The organism is Curvibacter sp. AEP1-3, assembly GCF_002163715.1.
GTDB lineage: Bacteria > Pseudomonadota > Gammaproteobacteria > Burkholderiales > Burkholderiaceae_C > Allorhodoferax.
Genome location: NZ_CP015698.1, coordinates 293,121 through 309,401, shown reverse-complemented (window position 1 = coordinate 309,401; position 16,281 = coordinate 293,121). Strand labels below are relative to the sequence as shown.

Annotated in this window: 16 protein-coding genes; 8 read left to right on the top strand and 8 right to left on the bottom strand. The window is 58.7% G+C overall.

Features of this window, described 5'->3' with window-relative positions; all coding sequences use genetic code 11:
* Positions 1-82: 82 nt before the first annotated feature.
* Entirely contained in the window at positions 83-1,045 is a 963-nt protein-coding gene (locus AEP_RS01405; RefSeq protein ID WP_157673002.1) for a TraB/GumN family protein, read from the bottom strand.
* Complete coding sequence (locus AEP_RS01400) at positions 1,035-1,670, bottom strand: hypothetical protein (protein ID WP_087493736.1); 636 nt, start codon at positions 1,668-1,670, stop codon at positions 1,035-1,037. Before AEP_RS01400 ends, AEP_RS01405 begins: the two co-directional genes overlap by 11 nt.
* Before the next feature lie 139 nt (positions 1,671-1,809).
* On the opposite strand from AEP_RS01400, the gene yiaA reads away from it, so the two are divergent.
* Positions 1,810-2,244, top strand: a complete 435-nt coding sequence (gene yiaA, locus AEP_RS01395; RefSeq protein WP_087493735.1) for an inner membrane protein YiaA — start codon at positions 1,810-1,812, stop codon at positions 2,242-2,244.
* Between the two features lie 9 nt (positions 2,245-2,253).
* On the opposite strand, the gene AEP_RS01390 is transcribed toward yiaA, so the two are convergent.
* Positions 2,254-4,713 (bottom strand): YgiQ family radical SAM protein, encoded by a 2,460-nt coding sequence (locus tag AEP_RS01390; protein ID WP_087493734.1) that lies wholly within the window; start codon positions 4,711-4,713, stop codon positions 2,254-2,256.
* 297 nt (positions 4,714-5,010) lie between these two features.
* Here AEP_RS01390 and AEP_RS01385 point away from each other — a divergent pair, with 297 nt between their 5' ends.
* The 7 genes from AEP_RS01385 (at position 5,011) to AEP_RS01355 (ending at position 12,343) form a co-directional block, all read left to right on the top strand.
* Positions 5,011-5,856, top strand: a complete 846-nt coding sequence (locus AEP_RS01385; RefSeq protein WP_087497127.1) for an ABC transporter substrate-binding protein — start codon at positions 5,011-5,013, stop codon at positions 5,854-5,856.
* A 69-nt stretch (positions 5,857-5,925) separates the two neighbouring features.
* The gene (locus AEP_RS01380; RefSeq protein WP_087493733.1) at positions 5,926-6,612 is read left to right on the top strand and encodes an ABC transporter permease; all 687 of its coding nucleotides are present in this window, start codon (positions 5,926-5,928) and stop codon (positions 6,610-6,612) included.
* Positions 6,609-7,322, top strand: a complete 714-nt coding sequence (locus tag AEP_RS01375) for an ABC transporter permease (RefSeq protein WP_087493732.1) — start codon at positions 6,609-6,611, stop codon at positions 7,320-7,322. Before AEP_RS01380 ends, AEP_RS01375 begins: the two co-directional genes overlap by 4 nt.
* A 5-nt stretch (positions 7,323-7,327) precedes the next feature.
* Positions 7,328-8,458: a succinylglutamate desuccinylase/aspartoacylase family protein gene (locus tag AEP_RS01370; protein ID WP_087493731.1), complete on the top strand. Its 1,131-nt coding sequence runs from the start codon at positions 7,328-7,330 to the stop codon at positions 8,456-8,458.
* Positions 8,459-8,501: 43 nt separating this feature from the next.
* A complete protein-coding gene (locus AEP_RS01365) occupies positions 8,502-9,281 on the top strand; it encodes an ABC transporter ATP-binding protein (RefSeq protein WP_087493730.1) in 780 nt (259 codons plus the stop codon).
* A gap of 16 nt (positions 9,282-9,297) precedes the next feature.
* The gene (locus AEP_RS01360) at positions 9,298-11,382 is read left to right on the top strand and encodes a diguanylate cyclase domain-containing protein (protein WP_087493729.1); all 2,085 of its coding nucleotides are present in this window, start codon (positions 9,298-9,300) and stop codon (positions 11,380-11,382) included.
* 52 nt (positions 11,383-11,434) lie between these two features.
* Positions 11,435-12,343: an acyltransferase gene (locus AEP_RS01355; RefSeq protein WP_087493728.1), complete on the top strand. Its 909-nt coding sequence runs from the start codon at positions 11,435-11,437 to the stop codon at positions 12,341-12,343.
* Between the two features lie 17 nt (positions 12,344-12,360).
* Here AEP_RS01355 and AEP_RS01350 read toward each other — a convergent pair whose 3' ends face one another.
* From AEP_RS01350 to AEP_RS01330, 5 genes are all read right to left on the bottom strand, one after another.
* Positions 12,361-12,864 (bottom strand): DUF4405 domain-containing protein, encoded by a 504-nt coding sequence (locus tag AEP_RS01350; RefSeq protein ID WP_087493727.1) that lies wholly within the window; start codon positions 12,862-12,864, stop codon positions 12,361-12,363.
* Between the two features lie 84 nt (positions 12,865-12,948).
* Positions 12,949-13,350, bottom strand: a complete 402-nt coding sequence (gene ybgC / locus AEP_RS01345) for a tol-pal system-associated acyl-CoA thioesterase (RefSeq protein ID WP_087493726.1) — start codon at positions 13,348-13,350, stop codon at positions 12,949-12,951.
* On the bottom strand, positions 13,347-13,817 hold the full coding sequence (locus AEP_RS01340; protein ID WP_087493725.1) for an SRPBCC family protein: 471 nt from the start codon (positions 13,815-13,817) through the stop codon (positions 13,347-13,349). The genes ybgC and AEP_RS01340 overlap by 4 nt, the downstream gene beginning before the upstream one ends.
* A gap of 11 nt (positions 13,818-13,828) precedes the next feature.
* A complete protein-coding gene (locus AEP_RS01335) occupies positions 13,829-14,578 on the bottom strand; it encodes a sulfite exporter TauE/SafE family protein (RefSeq protein WP_087493724.1) in 750 nt (249 codons plus the stop codon).
* A 175-nt stretch (positions 14,579-14,753) separates the two neighbouring features.
* The gene (locus tag AEP_RS01330; protein ID WP_087493723.1) at positions 14,754-16,265 is read right to left on the bottom strand and encodes a tripartite tricarboxylate transporter permease; all 1,512 of its coding nucleotides are present in this window, start codon (positions 16,263-16,265) and stop codon (positions 14,754-14,756) included.
* Positions 16,266-16,281 lie beyond the last annotated feature (16 nt).

Below are 16,281 nucleotides of genomic sequence, written 5' to 3'. Positions count from 1 at the left end.
TGAAAACCGAAATTTTGTAACCGTTACCACACAAAGTTACCAACATTGTGACTACACGAGGAGGCGCTAGGCACCATGCACATCAGGGTAAACGCTCGATCTCATAGCCCATTCGGGCTAACACGGCTGGCAAGCCCCGTGGACCGGACATGTGGAGACTCCCGACCGCGGCCAAAACTCGCGAACCACTTCGGTGCATTGCATCAATTTGGCGCGCCATGGCAGGGTTTCGCTCGTCCAACAAACGCTGCATCTGTAACTTTTCCATGGGAGTTACCACGCACTCGCACCACTGCTCGTACGTATTCAAGCGGCGGACATCGCCGGTCTCCCACATGCTGACCAAATCCAGCAAGCTCTCTCTGGCATGGCCGGATTCCAGCTCATTGAGACCATCGATGAGGATCTGACGTGCCTCTGCATCATCTGCGGCCAAAAGCGCCCGAAGCTGTAACTCCACGGTCTCCAAGGAGACGACTTTCATACCTCGCGCGCGCGCCATCATGGCCAGAAACATTTCTGAACCGAATTGACCATCCAAACCATCCCGGCGCGCGAGGTTCAGGGACAAACCAGCCAGCAACAATTCCGCAGGAACTTGGTCAGCGGACTCGACTGGCATGCACTGCACCTGCAACTGGCGCCCCAGTCGTGCCCGCGCACCCTCCTCCAATTTGCGTTTGGGCGTCTTGGCCAGAGCTTGCCCCATTTGTACAGCCACATCAGGGTCCAGCGGGTCCAACTCCAGGGCCAATGTGTTGGTGCTTTTCAGCGCCTGCTCCAATGCAGGCCCAGCGGCTAGCCATGCCTCACGGCCCACATGCAAAGTGCCATAAAGATAGGAGCTGTGCCCGTCCTTGCTCACTCGCCATAGAAAACCCCGGTCGCGGGCCTGCCGCTGGGCCGCAGACAACATTTCGGGAGACAAAGGCTTGGGCTCGGGCGGGCACTCGTTTTCAGCGGCCGCAGTCCACGCCGATAAACCCAGCAGACAGGCACCAAGAACCCGACGCTTGAATGATTGCCAAAAGGTTCTAGCGTTCATGGGCTTTGCGAACCGTTTTGCGCAAGCGCTCAACCATGGCTGCTGTGGCTTCATGGCACACATTCAGACTGACGCGGTTGCCGGCATCCCAAAACTGAATATCCTGCATCCCGGCTGCAGCGACACATGCTGCGGGTTGTGGCACAGCTGCTGCGCTCAATTCCAGCAGCTCTTTGCCGAGCTTTTGCATACGCTGCACGTCAGACACGTAGTTGCGCTCTGTGTGCACGACCTCCAGCATCTCCGCACCCTGCGGCGTGCGGACCAGGCGGCAACGGCCGTAATCCCTGGGTAGCACTAACCTGAGAGAAAGTTTCTTGTCTCGGGAGAGCGCCTGCCCATCCACCAGAACGAAGCTGCGCTTATCCTGATCAAAAACGAAAACTGAATACAGACCGGTTTGCGGATTTTGCGTGATCACATCTACGAACCCGTTTCGCAGGGAACGCACCTCATCAGGGGCCTTGTAACTCTCCGCCTTCACGACAGGACAGCGCTCGACCAGGCTTTCGAGCGTGCTCGATTCGTATTGCTGGATGGCCTTCGGACTGTTGCTGAACTGAATGGGCGCCTGGGCCCAGGCAAAGGCGGGCAGCAGCAACGCTATCGTGATTACCCTGATCATTTTTTGGAAAAAGTCCGAAGTTTATTGAGAGAATGGCGCCGGCATTGCACTGGCAACCAAAAACAATAGCTTAGCGCCATCAGGCAGCAGCACTCCGGTTCATCAACGCCAATCCTTTTGTTTCGTCACACATCTACCCATGAAAACATCTATCCAGTTTCCACAGTCTTCTTCCGGCGCCTATGTGGGTGCAACTTTCGCGTGCCTGGGCTTGGGCACCGGTGGTTTTCTGCTCGGCCTGTGGAATGCTGAAATGCAGCTGAACGAAAAAGGCTACTACTTCACCTTGCTGGCCTTTGGATTGTTCGCCGCCGTATCGCTGCAAAAATGTGTACGCGACAAGCTGGAAGGAATTCCGGTCTCAGGCGCCTACTACGGCATCTGTTATCTGGCGGTAGGTTTGTCGCTGCTCTTGTTGGGCACCGGTTTGTGGAATGCAACCCTGCTGCTATCCGAGAAGGGCTACTACGCCATGTCCTTCGTGCTCGCCTTATACAGCGCCGTTACCGTGCAAAAGAATGTGCGAGACAAAAAGGCCATCGCCGCCGGCGACGACGGCGACACCCTGCAGTAACTAGCGAAATCAGCGCGGCTTACGGGCCGCCTTGAATGAGGGTTTGGGCGCTCCGGTCTCACGGGGCGGCAAACCGGTGTGCTGGGTCAGGATGCGCCCCTTGACCGGCGCTGCGGCTTTTCCAAGTGGCTGCACCCGGGCGGCGGCGGACTTCACCGGAACCACCGTCGAATTCTTTTTGCGGGCGCTCTGATATCCACCGTCCACCAAGGGCTGGAAGGTCGGAATCAGGTGGTGCTTGCCATTGCCGATCAGGTCAGCGCGGCCCATGGTCTTGAGCGCCTCGCGCAGGAGTGGCCAGTTGTTGGCGTCGTGGTAGCGCAAAAATGCCTTGTGCAAGCGGCGACGCTTTTCACCCCGCACGATATCCACCGTTTCCTCTTCGCTCTGGGCGGTGCGGTGCACCCGCTTTAGGGTGTTGCGGCCTGAGTGGTACATGGCCGTAGCCGTAGCCATGGGGCTCGGATAGAAGGTTTGCACCTGGTCGGCGCGGAAGCCGTTTTTCTTGAGCCAGATGGCCAAGTTCATCATGTCTTCATCGCTGGTGCCAGGGTGGGCGGCAATGAAATACGGAATCAGGTACTGCTTTTTGCCCGCTTCGGCGCTGAACTTTTCGAACAGCTGCTTGAACTTGTCGTAGCTGCCTATGCCGGGCTTCATCATCTTGGTGAGCGGACCCTGTTCGGTGTGCTCTGGCGCAATCTTCAGATAGCCGCCCACGTGGTGCTGCACCAGTTCTTTCACGTACTCCGGGCTCTTCACCGCAAGGTCGTACCGTAGGCCGGAACCGATTAGGATCTTCTTGATGCCCTTGAGGGCACGGGCGCGGCGGTAGATCTTGATCAGCGGATCGTGGTTGGTCGTCAGGTTCTGGCAGATGCCGGGGTACACGCAGCTGGGCTTGCGGCAGGCTGCTTCAATCTCGGGGCTCTTGCAACCCAGGCGGTACATATTGGCCGTGGGGCCGCCGAGGTCAGAAATCGTGCCGGTGAAGCCTTTGACCTTGTCGCGGATATCTTCCACCTCTTTGATGATGGACTCTTCCGAACGGCTCTGGATGATGCGGCCCTCGTGCTCGGTGATGGAGCAGAAGGTGCAGCCGCCGAAGCAGCCGCGCATGATGTTCACGCTGAAGCGGATCATCTCCCACGCCGGAATCTTGGTCGCGCCATCATGGCTGCCGTTTTCATCGGCGTAGGTCGGATGGGGGCTGCGGGCGTAAGGCAGGTCAAACACAAAGTCCATTTCCGCCGTGGTTAGCGGAATGGGCGGCGGGTTGATCCATACATCGCGGGCGGTCGCGCCCTCGCCATGCGCCTGCACCAGCGCGCGGGCGTTACCGGGGTTGGTTTCCAAGTGCAGCACGCGGTTGGCGTGTGCGTACAGAATGGGATCGCTCTTGACCTGCTCATAGCTGGGCAGGCGGATCACCGACTTCTCACGCGGCGGCACCTTGAGCTTCGCTTTACCGGACAACGCGGGGTTTGCGAAAAAGGTCAGAGGCGCAATGACTGCATTGACGTCCGCTTTGGAGTCTTTTTGGGCGCTAGCGCCCATGGAATCTGCGCGAGCAGCTCCTGAATTCATAGCGCCCGCAGCCTCAGCGGCCGCTGCCGTGGCTTTCGCTTCATCTTCCTTGGCGCAGGTGGCGCCATTCTCAGCCGCCAGCTCGCTGGTGGTCATGTAGGGGTTCACATGGGCCTCGACCCGGCCCGGCTCATCCACTGTGGTGGAGGTGATTTCGAACCACCCTTTGCCAGTTTCGTCCTCAGGCCGGCGCACAAAAGCGGTGCCACGAACGTCTGTGATGTTCTCGACCGGCTCCTTCGCAGCCAAGCGGTGGGCAATTTCCACAATCGCGCGCTCGGCATTTCCGTAAAGCAGCAAATCGCACTTGGCATCCACCACGATGCTGCGGCGAACCTTGTCACTCCAGTAATCGTAGTGCGCGATGCGGCGCAGACTGCCTTCGATGCCACCCAACACAATGGGCGTGTCTTTGAAGGCCTCGCGGCAACGCTGGCTGTAGACAATGGCCGCCCGGTCCGGGCGCTTGCCGCCCACATCACCCGGCGTATAGGCATCGTCGCTGCGTATCTTGCGGTCCGCGGTGTAGCGGTTGATCATGGAATCCATGTTGCCGCTGGTCACCCCCCAGAGCAGGTTGGGTTTGCCCAGCGCCTTGAATGCTTCGGCACTGGTCCAGTCCGGCTGGGCGATGATGCCCACGCGGAAGCCTTGTGCCTCCAACATGCGACCAATGACCGCCATACCGAAACTCGGGTGGTCCACATAGGCATCACCCGTAACGATGATGATGTCGCAGCTGTCCCAGCCGAGCTTGTCCATTTCCGCGCGGCTCATGGGCAGGAAAGGGGCGGTGCCAAAGCGGGACGCCCAGTACTTGCGGTAACTGGAAATCGGCTTGGCGGCGCGCGCGAAGAAGGAGACGTCGACTGGGGCGTTCATAGGAGTCCGGGGGATAACCCGCGAGTGTAAGGTTTTACGTCCGTCAACGCACTTTTAGGGGCTTACCAACGGGTACCGTAATTCCGAAATCGCAGGGCCAGTCGCCTCAGAGACTTTTCGCATTCGGAACTTTTTATTACTTTTGACTTCCGAAAACGCCAAAAGCGCTTTTTCCACCGGTACAAACCCCCATGCCCTGAGTTGGGGCGGCACTAAATTTGCTCTGGTTAGCCCGTAGAATGATTTTTCTTGTTTTCTCAACCGCCGGCAATGTCCGGCAAATCTAAGGACTTTTCCATGAAGAAACTCCTGCTGGCACTGGCAGTCACCTCCGTTTTGGCTGCTTGCGGCAAAAAAGAAGAAGCTGCTCCTGCAGCGCCTGCTGCGCCCGCATCGGCTCCTGCCGCTGCTGCACCTGCTCCTGAAGCCGGTCCCCTGAAGGTCGCGATCGACCCCACCTACGAACCCTTCACCTTCAAGTCCGCAGACGGACAGCCCACCGGCTTTGACGTGGACATCGCCAACGCTCTGTGCGAACAGATCAAGCGCAAGTGCGAATTCGTGGAACAAGTCTGGGACAGCATGATCCCCGGCCTGAACGCCAAGAAGTACGACGTCATCATTTCCTCCATGTCCATCACGGATGACCGCCTGAAGGAAGTCGATTTCACCGACAAGTACTACAACACCCCCAGCCGCATCGTGCTGAAGAAGGGCACCAAATTCACTGACGCGGCCTCCATCAAAGGCAAGAAGATCGGTGTCCTGAAGGGCTCCACCCAAGAGAAATACGCGCTGGGCGACCTGAAGCCTGCCGGCGTGATCGTGAACTCCTACGAAGCCCAAGACCAGGTGTACCTGGACATCAAGTCCGGCCGTCTGGACGGTACTGTGGCCGACTACATGGAAGTCACCGGTGGTTTCCTCTCCAAGCCTGAAGGCGCCAAGTACGAGTTGGTGGGCCCGGACCTGAAGATGCCCCAGTACTTCGGCTACGGCGCAGGCATTGCTTTGCGTAAAGGCGAAGACAAGCTCAAGGGCGAGTTGAACGAAGCCATCAAGGCCATCCGTACCAACGGCACTTACAAGACCCTGAACGACAAGTACTTTGCCAAGTACAACATCGACGTTTACGGCGAATAAATCTTGTAAAACCGCATCCAACGGGGCGCATCACTGCGCCCCGTTGCGTTGATTGCCTCCTCTGCTCCCATGAACTCCTACTACGTCGCCATATTGCAAGGCTCGGTACTGACCATCGGCGTTTCGCTGTGTGCCTTGCTGGTGTCTATCGTCCTCGGTCTGCTGGGAGCAGCAGCCAAACTGTCAGGACGACCGGTGCTGGTTGCCCTGTCCACCACGTACACCACTGTCATCCGGGGCGTCCCGGATCTGGTGGTCATGTTGCTGGTGTTTTATGGCGGCACCATCGGACTGAACCATCTGCTTGAGCTCTCAGGCAGCAAAAAAACCGTCGATATCAACCCCTTTCTGGCCGGCGTGCTCACGATCGGCTTCATCTACGGCGCCTACATGACCGAGACGTTCCGCGGCGCCATTCTCTCCATACCCAAGGGCCAAATGGAAGCTGCCTGGGCCTTCGGCATGGGACGCATCCGTGCCTTCATGCGCATTACTGCCCCGCAAATGGTGCGCTACGCCCTGCCCGGCTTTACCAACAATTGGCTGGTATTGATCAAATCCACAGCGCTGGTGAGCTTGATCGGCTTGAAAGAAATGACATACATCTCCAAACAGGCGAGCGCGGCCACCCGCTCACCGTTTGAGTTTTTCTTGTTCAGTGCAGCCCTTTTCTTGATCTACACCAGTGTGTCCCTGTTCGTGCTCCGCAAAGTGAATGCGCGTTACAGCCTGGGAACCAAGCGGGGTGAGCTATGAAGTGGCACGTTATCTTCGAGCCTCAAAACCTGCAGCTCTACATCACCGGCATTTACACCACGCTCGGCCTGCTGGCTTCATCGCTGGCGATCGGGGCCGTATTGGCACTGATCTTCGCCCTTGCACTAACCAGCCGGTGGGCCATTCTGCGTTGGGTGGTGGGCAGCTACACCTATGTCATCCGCGGCACGCCGCTGTTGATTCAGGTTTACCTGATCTATTACGGACTCGGCCAATTGGAATGGATTCAGGCGCGCTGGGACGATGTCTGGCCCTGGACGCACTTCAAGGAGCCCTTCTTCTGCGCCTTGCTGGCCTTTAGCCTGAACACGGCAGGCTATACCGCTGAAATGTTGGCCGGCGCGATCCGCGAGACAGCCGCCGGCGAATTGGAAGCTGCCCAGGCTTACGGCATGAGCCGTTTCCAGGCCATGCGCCGCATCGTGCTACCCAGCGCCCTGCGCCGCACCTTGCCCGCTTACAGCAATGAGGTCGTGATGATGCTGCAAAGCACCAGCCTGGCGAGCGCCGTGCCCAGCATGCTGGACGTGACTGCTGCTGCAAGCCGCGTTTACTCAGACTATTACCTTCCCTTCGAGGCCTACATTGCGGCGGCAGCTATCTATTTGGTAGCGTCTTTCTGCCTGATCGGTATTTTCCGCGTGGCTGAAAAGCACTTTCTAGCCTACCTCGCGCCCCGCAAACACTGACCATCATGCAACGCAAAGACCACACGCTGCTTTCCAACAGCTTGGGCAGCCATCGCAGCCTGAGCAGTTTTCATTACGGCCAAGCGGGTGCCCGCCCGAAGGTCTACGTCCAGGCCAGCTTGCATGCGGAAGAACTGCCGGGCATGCTGGCGGCCTTTCATTTGCGGGCTCTGCTGGACCAAGCGGAGGCCGAAGGCCGGATCAGGGGCGAAGTGATTCTGGTGCCCGTCGCCAACCCCATCGGGCTGGCGCAACGCATAGACCACAAGCCCATGGGGCGGTTTGAGCTCGACAGCTCGGAGAACTTCAACCGCCATTACCCGGACCTTGCCAAGGCCGTGTACGACACCATCAAGCCCCTGATGGGCCCGGACGCGGCCACCAACGTGACTGCCGTGCGCAAAGCCATGGGCCAGTATCTTGATCAATGGAAACCTGATACTGAATTGCAAAGCTTGCGCCGCGCGCTTCTCATGCTGTCCCACGACGCCGACCACGTCATCGACCTGCACTGCGATTGCGAAGGGGTAATGCATTTCTACACCGAGGAACCTTGCTGGCCCCAACTGGAGCCCCTGGCGCATCTGCTACAAGCCCAAGCTATCTTGTTGGCCCGCAACTCAGGCAGCGGTCCGTTTGACGAATGCCTCTCCGGCGCCTGGTGGCAGCTGGCAGAGCGTCTGGCTAACGATGGCATCCAAGCACCTCTGCCTCAGGGCTGCAACAGCACCACGGTGGAGTTGCGCGGCGAGTCCGATGTGACGCACGCATGGGCCCAATCGGACGCCCGGGCGGTGCTTGACTTCATGGCCCATTGCGGCACCATCTCCGCGGCCAGCCCTGTGCAGATTCCTGCCCCTGCGGCCCAACCCACACCTTTGGCTGGCTCAGAGACTCTGCACACGCCAGTACCGGGTGTCGTGGCCTATATCGCGGAAGTCGGACAGACACTGTCGGCCGGAGACCTGGTGGCTGAAGTCATCAATCCGATCGAGAACACCCGCCACCCGATTCGTGCCGGAGTCCCGGGCGTGTTTTATGCGCGCGTCCGCGACCGCTACGCCCATTCCGGAGCCGAAATCGGCAAGATTGCCGGCGCCACAGCCTTCCGAACCGGCGAGTTGCTCGGCGCCTGAGAATCAGCCGTCGCTCCCCTGCCCCAGACAAGCTATACCCACCATGACCGATACCAAGCCCCTCAAACTCCAGGTCGAGAACATCCACAAACGCTTCGGCAGCAACGAAGTGCTGAAAGGGGTGTCCCTGTCTGCCCATGCCGGCGACGTGATCAGCATCATCGGCAGCTCCGGCTCCGGGAAAAGCACCTTCCTGCGTTGCATCAACATGTTGGAAAAGCCCCACCAGGGCCGCATCAATGTGGCAGGCGAAGAATTGGCGCTGGTCGCCGGCCCCACCGGTGAAATGGTAGCCAAAGACCCCAAACAGTTACAGCGTCTGCGCACCAAGCTGGCCATGGTGTTCCAGCATTTCAACCTCTGGGCGCACATGACGGTGCTGGAGAACATCATTGAAGTCCCTGTGCACGTGCTGGGTGTGCCCAAAGACGAAGCCGTTGCAACAGCCCGCAAATACCTGGCCAAGGTAGGCCTTTCCGGTGTGGAAGACCGCTACCCTGCACATATGAGCGGTGGCCAGCAACAGCGTGTGGCGATTGCGCGCGCCCTGGCGGTGGAGCCGGAGGTGATGCTGTTCGATGAACCGACCAGCGCGCTGGACCCGGAGCTGGTGTCCGAAGTACTGCGGGTCATGAAGAGCCTGGCAGAAGAAGGCCGCACCATGGTCGTCGTCACGCACGAAATGGGCTTCGCCCGCGAGGTGTCGAATCACCTCATCTTCCTCCACAAGGGCCTGATCGAAGAGCAAGGTCATCCTGCACAGGTTCTGAGCGCTCCCAAGAGCGAACGCCTCGCCCAGTTTTTGTCAGGCAGCCTGAAGTAACCCAGGCTGTGATGCCATGGTGAGCCCCGAGCGCGACACCTCGACACTGTTCGAGCACCTGCCCATCGGGGCTTACCGGGTGGCCGTGGACGGGCAGATACTCCAGGTCAACGCGGCTTTTTTGCGGTTGCACCATTGTCAGGACTTTGCACAGCTCCACCGATTCTTGAAAGAGCGCGGATTCAACACCTACGTGCAGCCCCAACGGCGCAAGGACTTCGAGTCCGAGATGCGCCAGCACGGGAAAGTGACGGACTTTGTATCCGAAGTCTTCCGGCTCAGTGATGGCAAGCCGATCTGGGTGCGGGAGCATGCCCATGCGTTGACCGACAAGGTAGGCAAGTTGCTGGGCTTTGAAGGAACGATCGAAGACATCACGCGCGAACGCAAAGCCCGCTCAGCCTTGCGCAAGAGCGAAGCCATGCTGCGCAATGTGATGCAGACCATCCCGGACCAGATTTGGGTGAAAGACCTCGACGGCGTCTACCTGACTTGTAATGACGCATTCGCGGCAGCGCTGGGCATCCAGGTCGAAGACATCATTGGCACGCGGGATGCGCATTGGGTTGAAGAATCGATCGCTGCGCGATTCCTGCTGTCTGACCAGTGGGCTTTGCAAACCGGGCGCACAGTCACTTTCGAAGAAAACAACGCCTCCCAAATCAACCCGGACGAGCAACTGTTTGAAGTGCACAAAACGCCCATGCGGGATGCCCAGGGCAAAGTCATCGGCGTGCTGGGAGTCTCACGCAATATCCAGGCGCGCAAAGATGCCGAAGCCCTGCTGCGCGACACCACCGAACAGTTGGAGCTCGCCATCATGGGCGCCGAACTGGGCCGTTGGGACCATGACCTGAGCATGGAACCAGGCTACCGCATGGATGCCCGAGCCTTCAGCATGCTGGGCCGGGCCTCCGACGACGCCACGCTACCGCGCGCTTGGAGCCAATTCGTCCACCCCGACGACCTCGCCCACGTAGCTCAGGCACTGCACAGCCACCTGAGTGGCCAAAGCAGCGCCTACCAAGCAGAGTACCGAGCCCTGCATGCCAACGGCAGCTGGATCTGGCTGAGTAGCAGGGGCAAGGTCGTCCAGACCAGCAAAGAGGGAACGCCCTTGCGCATGGTGGGCACCTTGATGGATATCACCGCGCGCAAACAAGCGGAGGAGTCTCTGCTGGCCACGCGCGCCGAGTTACAAGCCACGCTGGATGCTCTGCCGGATCTGTTGTTTGAGTTCAGTGCCCAAGGACATTACAGAGCAGTGCACAGCCAATTCAAAGGTGCCCTGCGCATGGCTCCGGACAAGCTTATTGGCCGGACCATTCACGATGTGCTTCCGCGTGATGCGGCAGACGCCTGCATGGTGGCCCTCCGGCAAGCGGCCGAAGATGGCCGCTCCAATGGCGTGCAGTACTGCCTGGACGTAGGCAGCAACCAAAAATGGTTTGAACTGTCTGTAGTACGCAAACCCCGCGTGGGTGACGAGGAACTGCGCTTTATTGCCATTGCGCGAGACATCACCGAACGCAAGGAAGCCGAAGAAGCTATCCGCCACTTGGCCTTCCACGACGCGCTGACGGGGTTGCCCAACCGAAGACTCCTGACCGACCGTTTGCAAAACGCCATCGCCCAGAGCCAGCGTAGCCGTGAAAACGGCGCGCTCATGTTCCTGGACCTGGACCGCTTCAAGCAGCTCAATGACAGCCGTGGTCACGAAGTCGGCGACCAGCTGCTACAAGAGGTGGCCAGACGCCTTCAGCATTGCATTCGGCAGGTGGACACCGTCGCCCGATTGGGCGGAGACGAATTCGTGGTTCTGCTCCACAACCTTGGCGTGGACACAGAGGCGGCTCGCTTGCACGCATCCATGATCGGCTACAAGATTCTGGCAAGCCTGAATGAACCGTATGTTCTGGGCGATTCACAACACTCCACGACTCCCAGCATCGGCATTACCTTGTTTGCCGAGAGCCCGACCGGGCCGTCCGAGGTTCTGAAAAAAGCGGACACTGCCATGTATGCAGCCAAGCAACGGGGACGCAACAACGTCTGCTTTTTTGAAGACATTCCACCGATTGCGCCCGCCAAATCTGCGTAAGAAGCTCCTTTTTTCATAGCAATCGTCATAGGCGCAACCCTTAGAGGTCTGTATGCTGAACTTCCTCCCCCATCTCCTGATCGGCGTCATTGCCAGCGCATTGCTGGTGCTCAACATCTTCTTCTGGGTGCCCATCCTGCTGGTGATGGCAGCGATCAAGCTGGTGTTGCCGTTCAAATGGGTACGTCTACGTTTGGACCCGGTGATTCTTTCGATCGCAGAGGGCTGGATCAGTTGCAATAGCGGCTGGATGGCGCTGACGCAACGCACAGAGTGGAATGCAAAAGGTCTTGAGGGACTCCAGCCCGACAGCTGGTACATGGTGAGCAGCAATCACCAAAGCTGGGTAGACATTTTTGTTTTGCAACACCTGCTGAACCGGCGTATTCCCTTGCTGAAATTCTTTCTTAAACAGCAGCTCATCTGGGTGCCGGTCATGGGCTTGGCCTGGTGGGCTCTGGAGTTTCCCTTCATGCGCAGGCACAGCGAGGCCTATCTGAAGAAGCATCCGGAGATGCGGGGCAAAGACCAGGAAACCACGCGCAAAGCCTGCGAAAAATTTGCACTCGTTCCGACCAGTGTCATGAACTTTTTGGAGGGAACCCGTTTTACGTCGGCCAAACACGCCAAACAGCAATCGCCCTACTCTCACTTGCTCAAGCCCAAAGCAGGTGGCCTGGCCCTGGCGCTGCAAGCCATGGGCGACAAGTTTCACAGCATTCTGGATGTGACGATCTACTACCCGGAAGGAGTTCCCACCTTCTGGGATTTTTTGTGCGGCCGATTACGGCGAGTGGTGGTACGCGCCCGCTCCATCGAAGTTCCGGGTGAGCTCATGCAGGGAGACTACGGCCAGGACGCCGCTTTCCGCGCGGCGTTTTCAACGTGGGTCAATTCCCTGTGGCAGGAAAAACAAAACACCCTCGCACAACTGCAAAGTGAGTTCCCACCCAAGCCCTGACGGGGATGCGGGACCGCCTATTTGGCGGGAGATTCGGCAATAGCAGCCAAGGCCCTCATCTGGGCGCCCAGATCCGGGCCTACCAGGTCTTTCACGGACTGCTCAGGGTTTTGCGCCGCAATGCCTTTGGCGGCAAGCCGGGCGGTTACCTCAGATACGTCCAGCTTCGCCAACTGCGCCACGGCACTCAATGGGGCTGCGGCCATCATCTGCACCGGAGCCACGAAAGGTGGCTTGGAGTCACCTCCGCCCAACCGGAGAAAACTCAAACCCAGCACAGCTACAAATCCAAAGATGACGGCCTTGCCGGCCACTGTCTTGAAGTAACGTTTGAACGCCATGTTGTTGAGCAGGATGTGCAACACCACAACGATCACAAAAATCCAACTCAACCACTCGTGCGCGAGCTTGTTCAAACCGGAATCGAGGTGAAAAAACATCAAAATGCCCGTGACAGACAGCAGCGTGAAGCTGCCGATCACTGCAGGTGTGATCCATGGGCGTTGGGTACCGATCTTCATTATTGAAATTCCTCCTTGTTACAGGAGGATTCTCAAAGCCACGGGTAAAAACGCAGTGGCTGCTTCGTAAACCCGCCGTAAACCTCAGACGCCGGAAATCGCCTGTAGCACCGGTTTGGGTATGCGACAGGGCCTCAAGGTCGCTGCCTGCACGCAGCCGATACGGATGCGGCCCTCTGCCAGCAGGGTTTCGCCGCGCCAGGCCTGTTGGGCAATCACCATGCTGGCAGCGCCCTGCTCTTCGATGCGAACCGTAATCTCCAGCAGGTCATCCAAGCGCGCAGAACTCAGATACCGGGTGTGCACGTCGGCCACCACAAACATAGCGCCCGTTTCATCGCGCAAGCGCTGCTGCTCTACACCGGCAGCCCGCAACCACTCGGTGCGGGCGCGTTCAAAAAACTTGAGGTAGTTGGCATAGAAGACGACGCCACCCGCATCGGTGTCTTCCCAATACACACGTATCGCAAACCGGAAATCCGTCATAGGGTCGCGGCCAGTTCTTCGAGTTGCCGGGTCGCGGCGGCCCAACCCTCATGGAAGCCCATGGCCTCGTGCTGTTGCATATCGGCTTCGGACCAATGCAGGGCGCGGGCCAGGTAGTGCGTGCCTCCGCCCGGAGCATCCGCCAGCGTGATCTCACCCACCATGAAGGCCTTGCCGCTGGGCACCCATGCGCTGACAAAAGCATCGGTAAACACCAACTTGCGGCCGGGCTCTACCTGCAAAAACACACCCGCATTCGGCATTTGCTCGCCGTTGGGCCCGACCATGTGGGTGAAGAAACGCCCCCCTGCATGGAGCTCAATATCGGCATGGCTTACCCCCCAAGGCTTGGGGCAAAACCATTGGCACAGCAGTGCAGGCTCGGTCCAGCATCGCCACACCGCTGCACGCGGGACGGCCAAGCGACGCTCCAGCGAGAGTGCGAATTCGGGGGTATTGCTCGTCATGAATAACTCCTTCAAGGGCTTGCGAAAACCGCATCCCATATCAATTTGGTCGATACGGCAAACAAACTAACCTGAACGATGCGGTAGAACCACTGGTCTGCCAAGCGACGTGTCAGGTAGGCTCCTGCGACCGCCCCCACCAGCGCAAACGGCACCAGCCAAGCGGCGTAATGCAAGGATGCCGTCGAGTAGGGTCGCAAGTTCTGGTACGGAATGATTTTGGCAGCATTGATCACTGCAAACACAATGGTGGACGTGCCGGCAAACGCCGCCTTGGGCAATTTCTGCGGCAACATGTAGACCTGATAGGGCGGCGCCCCCGCGTGGGAAATAAAGCTGGTAAATCCCGCCAGAGTTCCCCAGAACCAGCCTTTGGCCAGATGCGGTGGCTGCGCAACGCTTGCGTTCTGGTCCCGCAACCAGAGGTTGAGACAGAACCCCACGCCTACCAAGCCAATCATCAGCATGATCGCGCGGTCCGACACCATGGACGCCGTCGCCCAACCGACTCCCACCCCTACGACGCCGGCGGGGATCAAAATCCTCAAATTTGGCCGGCTGAACTCGCGGCGGTACAGCCATACACCAGCCACATCCGAGATCACAAAAATGGGAAGCAACAGCACTGCCGCTTGGACTGGCGACATCGCCATGGACAGGATAGGCACCGCCAACATGCCGACAGCAGGCAAGCCTCCTTTGGACGACCCGACCAGAAAAGCTGCCAAGCCGGCCAGCAAAAACAATGCATCAAATGTCATGCGGCGATCATAGTGGCGCTGTCAACTGAAAGTCGATCGCAACTGTGGAAAGACCAAGCACAGACAAGCAGCCAGCAGATTCCCCAAGCCCGCTAAAGACATGAAAAAAGAGCATCCAGCGCACATGGAATTTGCGCTGGATGCTCCTAATTTCATAGCAATTGGATGCGTTTCCTCAATCCTCCACAAACGCCTCTTCCCGCTTGGCTTTGATGGAAGGCAGCATCACCACCACCAGCAGGGCAAGAGCTGCCACCAACAGACTGGCTGACAGAGGTCGCGTCACAAACACACTCCAGTCGCCACGGGAGAGCAGAAGCGCCCGGCGCAGATACTCCTCCATCATCGGCCCCAGAATAAAGCCCAAGAGCAGCGGAGCAGGCTCCGTCCCCAGCTTGATGAAGAGATACCCGATCACCCCGAACAGACCCACCATCCAGATATCGAAGGTGTTGTTGTTGGTCGAATACACCCCGATCGCACAGAACAGCACGATAGAAGGGAACAACCAGCGGTAAGGCACCGTCAAGAGCTTGATCCAGATTCCGATCAAAGGCAGGTTCAGGATCACCAGCATCAGGTTACCGATCCACATGGAGGCAATCAGACCCCAGAAGAGCTCAGGGTTGGACGTCATCACCTGTGGTCCGGGCTGGATGTTGTGGATGGTCATCGCACCCACCATCAAAGCCATCACCGCATTGGGCGGGATACCCAGGGTCAGGAGCGGGATGAAGGACGTCTGGGAGCCTGCGTTGTTGGCAGCCTCAGGAGCGGCCACACCGCGGATGTTGCCCTTGCCGAAAGGTACTTCACCAGGCTGCAGCTTGGTCTTCTTCTCAATGGTGTAAGCCGCAAAGGCTGCCATCACCGCACCACCACCGGGCAGGATGCCCAGCAAGGAGCCCATGGCCGTACCGCGCATGACAGCAGGCACCATGCGGCGGAAGTCTTCCTTGGTCGGCAAGAGGCCTGACACGGAAGCGGTAAAGATCTCCCGCTCGCCCGCACTCTTGGACAGGTTGCTGATGATCTCGCCGTAGCCGAACACACCCATGGCGATCACGATGAAGCCGATACCGTCGGTGAGCTCAGGGATATCAAAGCTGAAACGGGCCACACCGGAGTTCACATCCGTGCCCACCATGCCCAGCAAGAGACCCAGAACAATCATGGCAATGGCCTTGAGCAGGGAGCCCGAAGCCAGCACCACCGCACCGATCAAGCCCAGAATCATCAGGCTGAAGTACTCGGCAGGGCCGAACTTGAAGGCCAGCTCGGTCAAGGGGCCTGCAAAGGCCGCCAGGATCAAGGTACCCACACAACCGGCAAAGAAAGAACCCAGGCCTGCTGCAGCCAGCGCAGGACCTGCGCGTCCGTTACGGGCCATCTGGTAACCGTCAATGACGGTCACCACCGACGAAGACTCGCCGGGCAGGTTCACCAGAATGGCGGTGGTGGAACCACCGTACTGGGCCCCATAGTAGATACCGGCCAGCATGATCAAGGCCGCGACCGGTGGGAGCGCATAGGTGGCGGGCAGCAGCATCGCAATGGTGGCCAAGGGGCCGATGCCGGGCAGGACCCCGATCAAAGTACCCAGCAGACAGCCGATGAAGGCATAAATCAGGTTCTGGCCGGTGAAGGCCACACCGAAACCTAAGGAGAGGTGTTCAAAGAGTTCCATGTTGCAGTCTCAGTAG

Coding starts and splice junctions, on each gene's coding strand:
- AEP_RS01330 (WP_087493723.1), bottom strand. CDS start 16,265: ATGGAACTCTTTGAACACCTCTCCTTAGGTTTCGGTGTGGCCTTCACC.
- AEP_RS01405 (WP_157673002.1), bottom strand. CDS start 1,045: ATGAACGCTAGAACCTTTTGGCAATCATTCAAGCGTCGGGTTCTTGGT.
- AEP_RS01365 (WP_087493730.1), top strand. CDS start 8,502: ATGACCGATACCAAGCCCCTCAAACTCCAGGTCGAGAACATCCACAAA.
- AEP_RS01380 (WP_087493733.1), top strand. CDS start 5,926: ATGAACTCCTACTACGTCGCCATATTGCAAGGCTCGGTACTGACCATC.
- AEP_RS01385 (WP_087497127.1), top strand. CDS start 5,011: ATGAAGAAACTCCTGCTGGCACTGGCAGTCACCTCCGTTTTGGCTGCT.
- AEP_RS01335 (WP_087493724.1), bottom strand. CDS start 14,578: ATGACATTTGATGCATTGTTTTTGCTGGCCGGCTTGGCAGCTTTTCTG.
- AEP_RS01390 (WP_087493734.1), bottom strand. CDS start 4,713: ATGAACGCCCCAGTCGACGTCTCCTTCTTCGCGCGCGCCGCCAAGCCG.
- AEP_RS01340 (WP_087493725.1), bottom strand. CDS start 13,817: ATGACGAGCAATACCCCCGAATTCGCACTCTCGCTGGAGCGTCGCTTG.
- yiaA (WP_087493735.1), top strand. CDS start 1,810: ATGAAAACATCTATCCAGTTTCCACAGTCTTCTTCCGGCGCCTATGTG.
- AEP_RS01370 (WP_087493731.1), top strand. CDS start 7,328: ATGCAACGCAAAGACCACACGCTGCTTTCCAACAGCTTGGGCAGCCAT.
- AEP_RS01360 (WP_087493729.1), top strand. CDS start 9,298: ATGGTGAGCCCCGAGCGCGACACCTCGACACTGTTCGAGCACCTGCCC.
- AEP_RS01350 (WP_087493727.1), bottom strand. CDS start 12,864: ATGAAGATCGGTACCCAACGCCCATGGATCACACCTGCAGTGATCGGC.
- ybgC (WP_087493726.1), bottom strand. CDS start 13,350: ATGACGGATTTCCGGTTTGCGATACGTGTGTATTGGGAAGACACCGAT.
- AEP_RS01400 (WP_087493736.1), bottom strand. CDS start 1,670: ATGATCAGGGTAATCACGATAGCGTTGCTGCTGCCCGCCTTTGCCTGG.
- AEP_RS01375 (WP_087493732.1), top strand. CDS start 6,609: ATGAAGTGGCACGTTATCTTCGAGCCTCAAAACCTGCAGCTCTACATC.
- AEP_RS01355 (WP_087493728.1), top strand. CDS start 11,435: ATGCTGAACTTCCTCCCCCATCTCCTGATCGGCGTCATTGCCAGCGCA.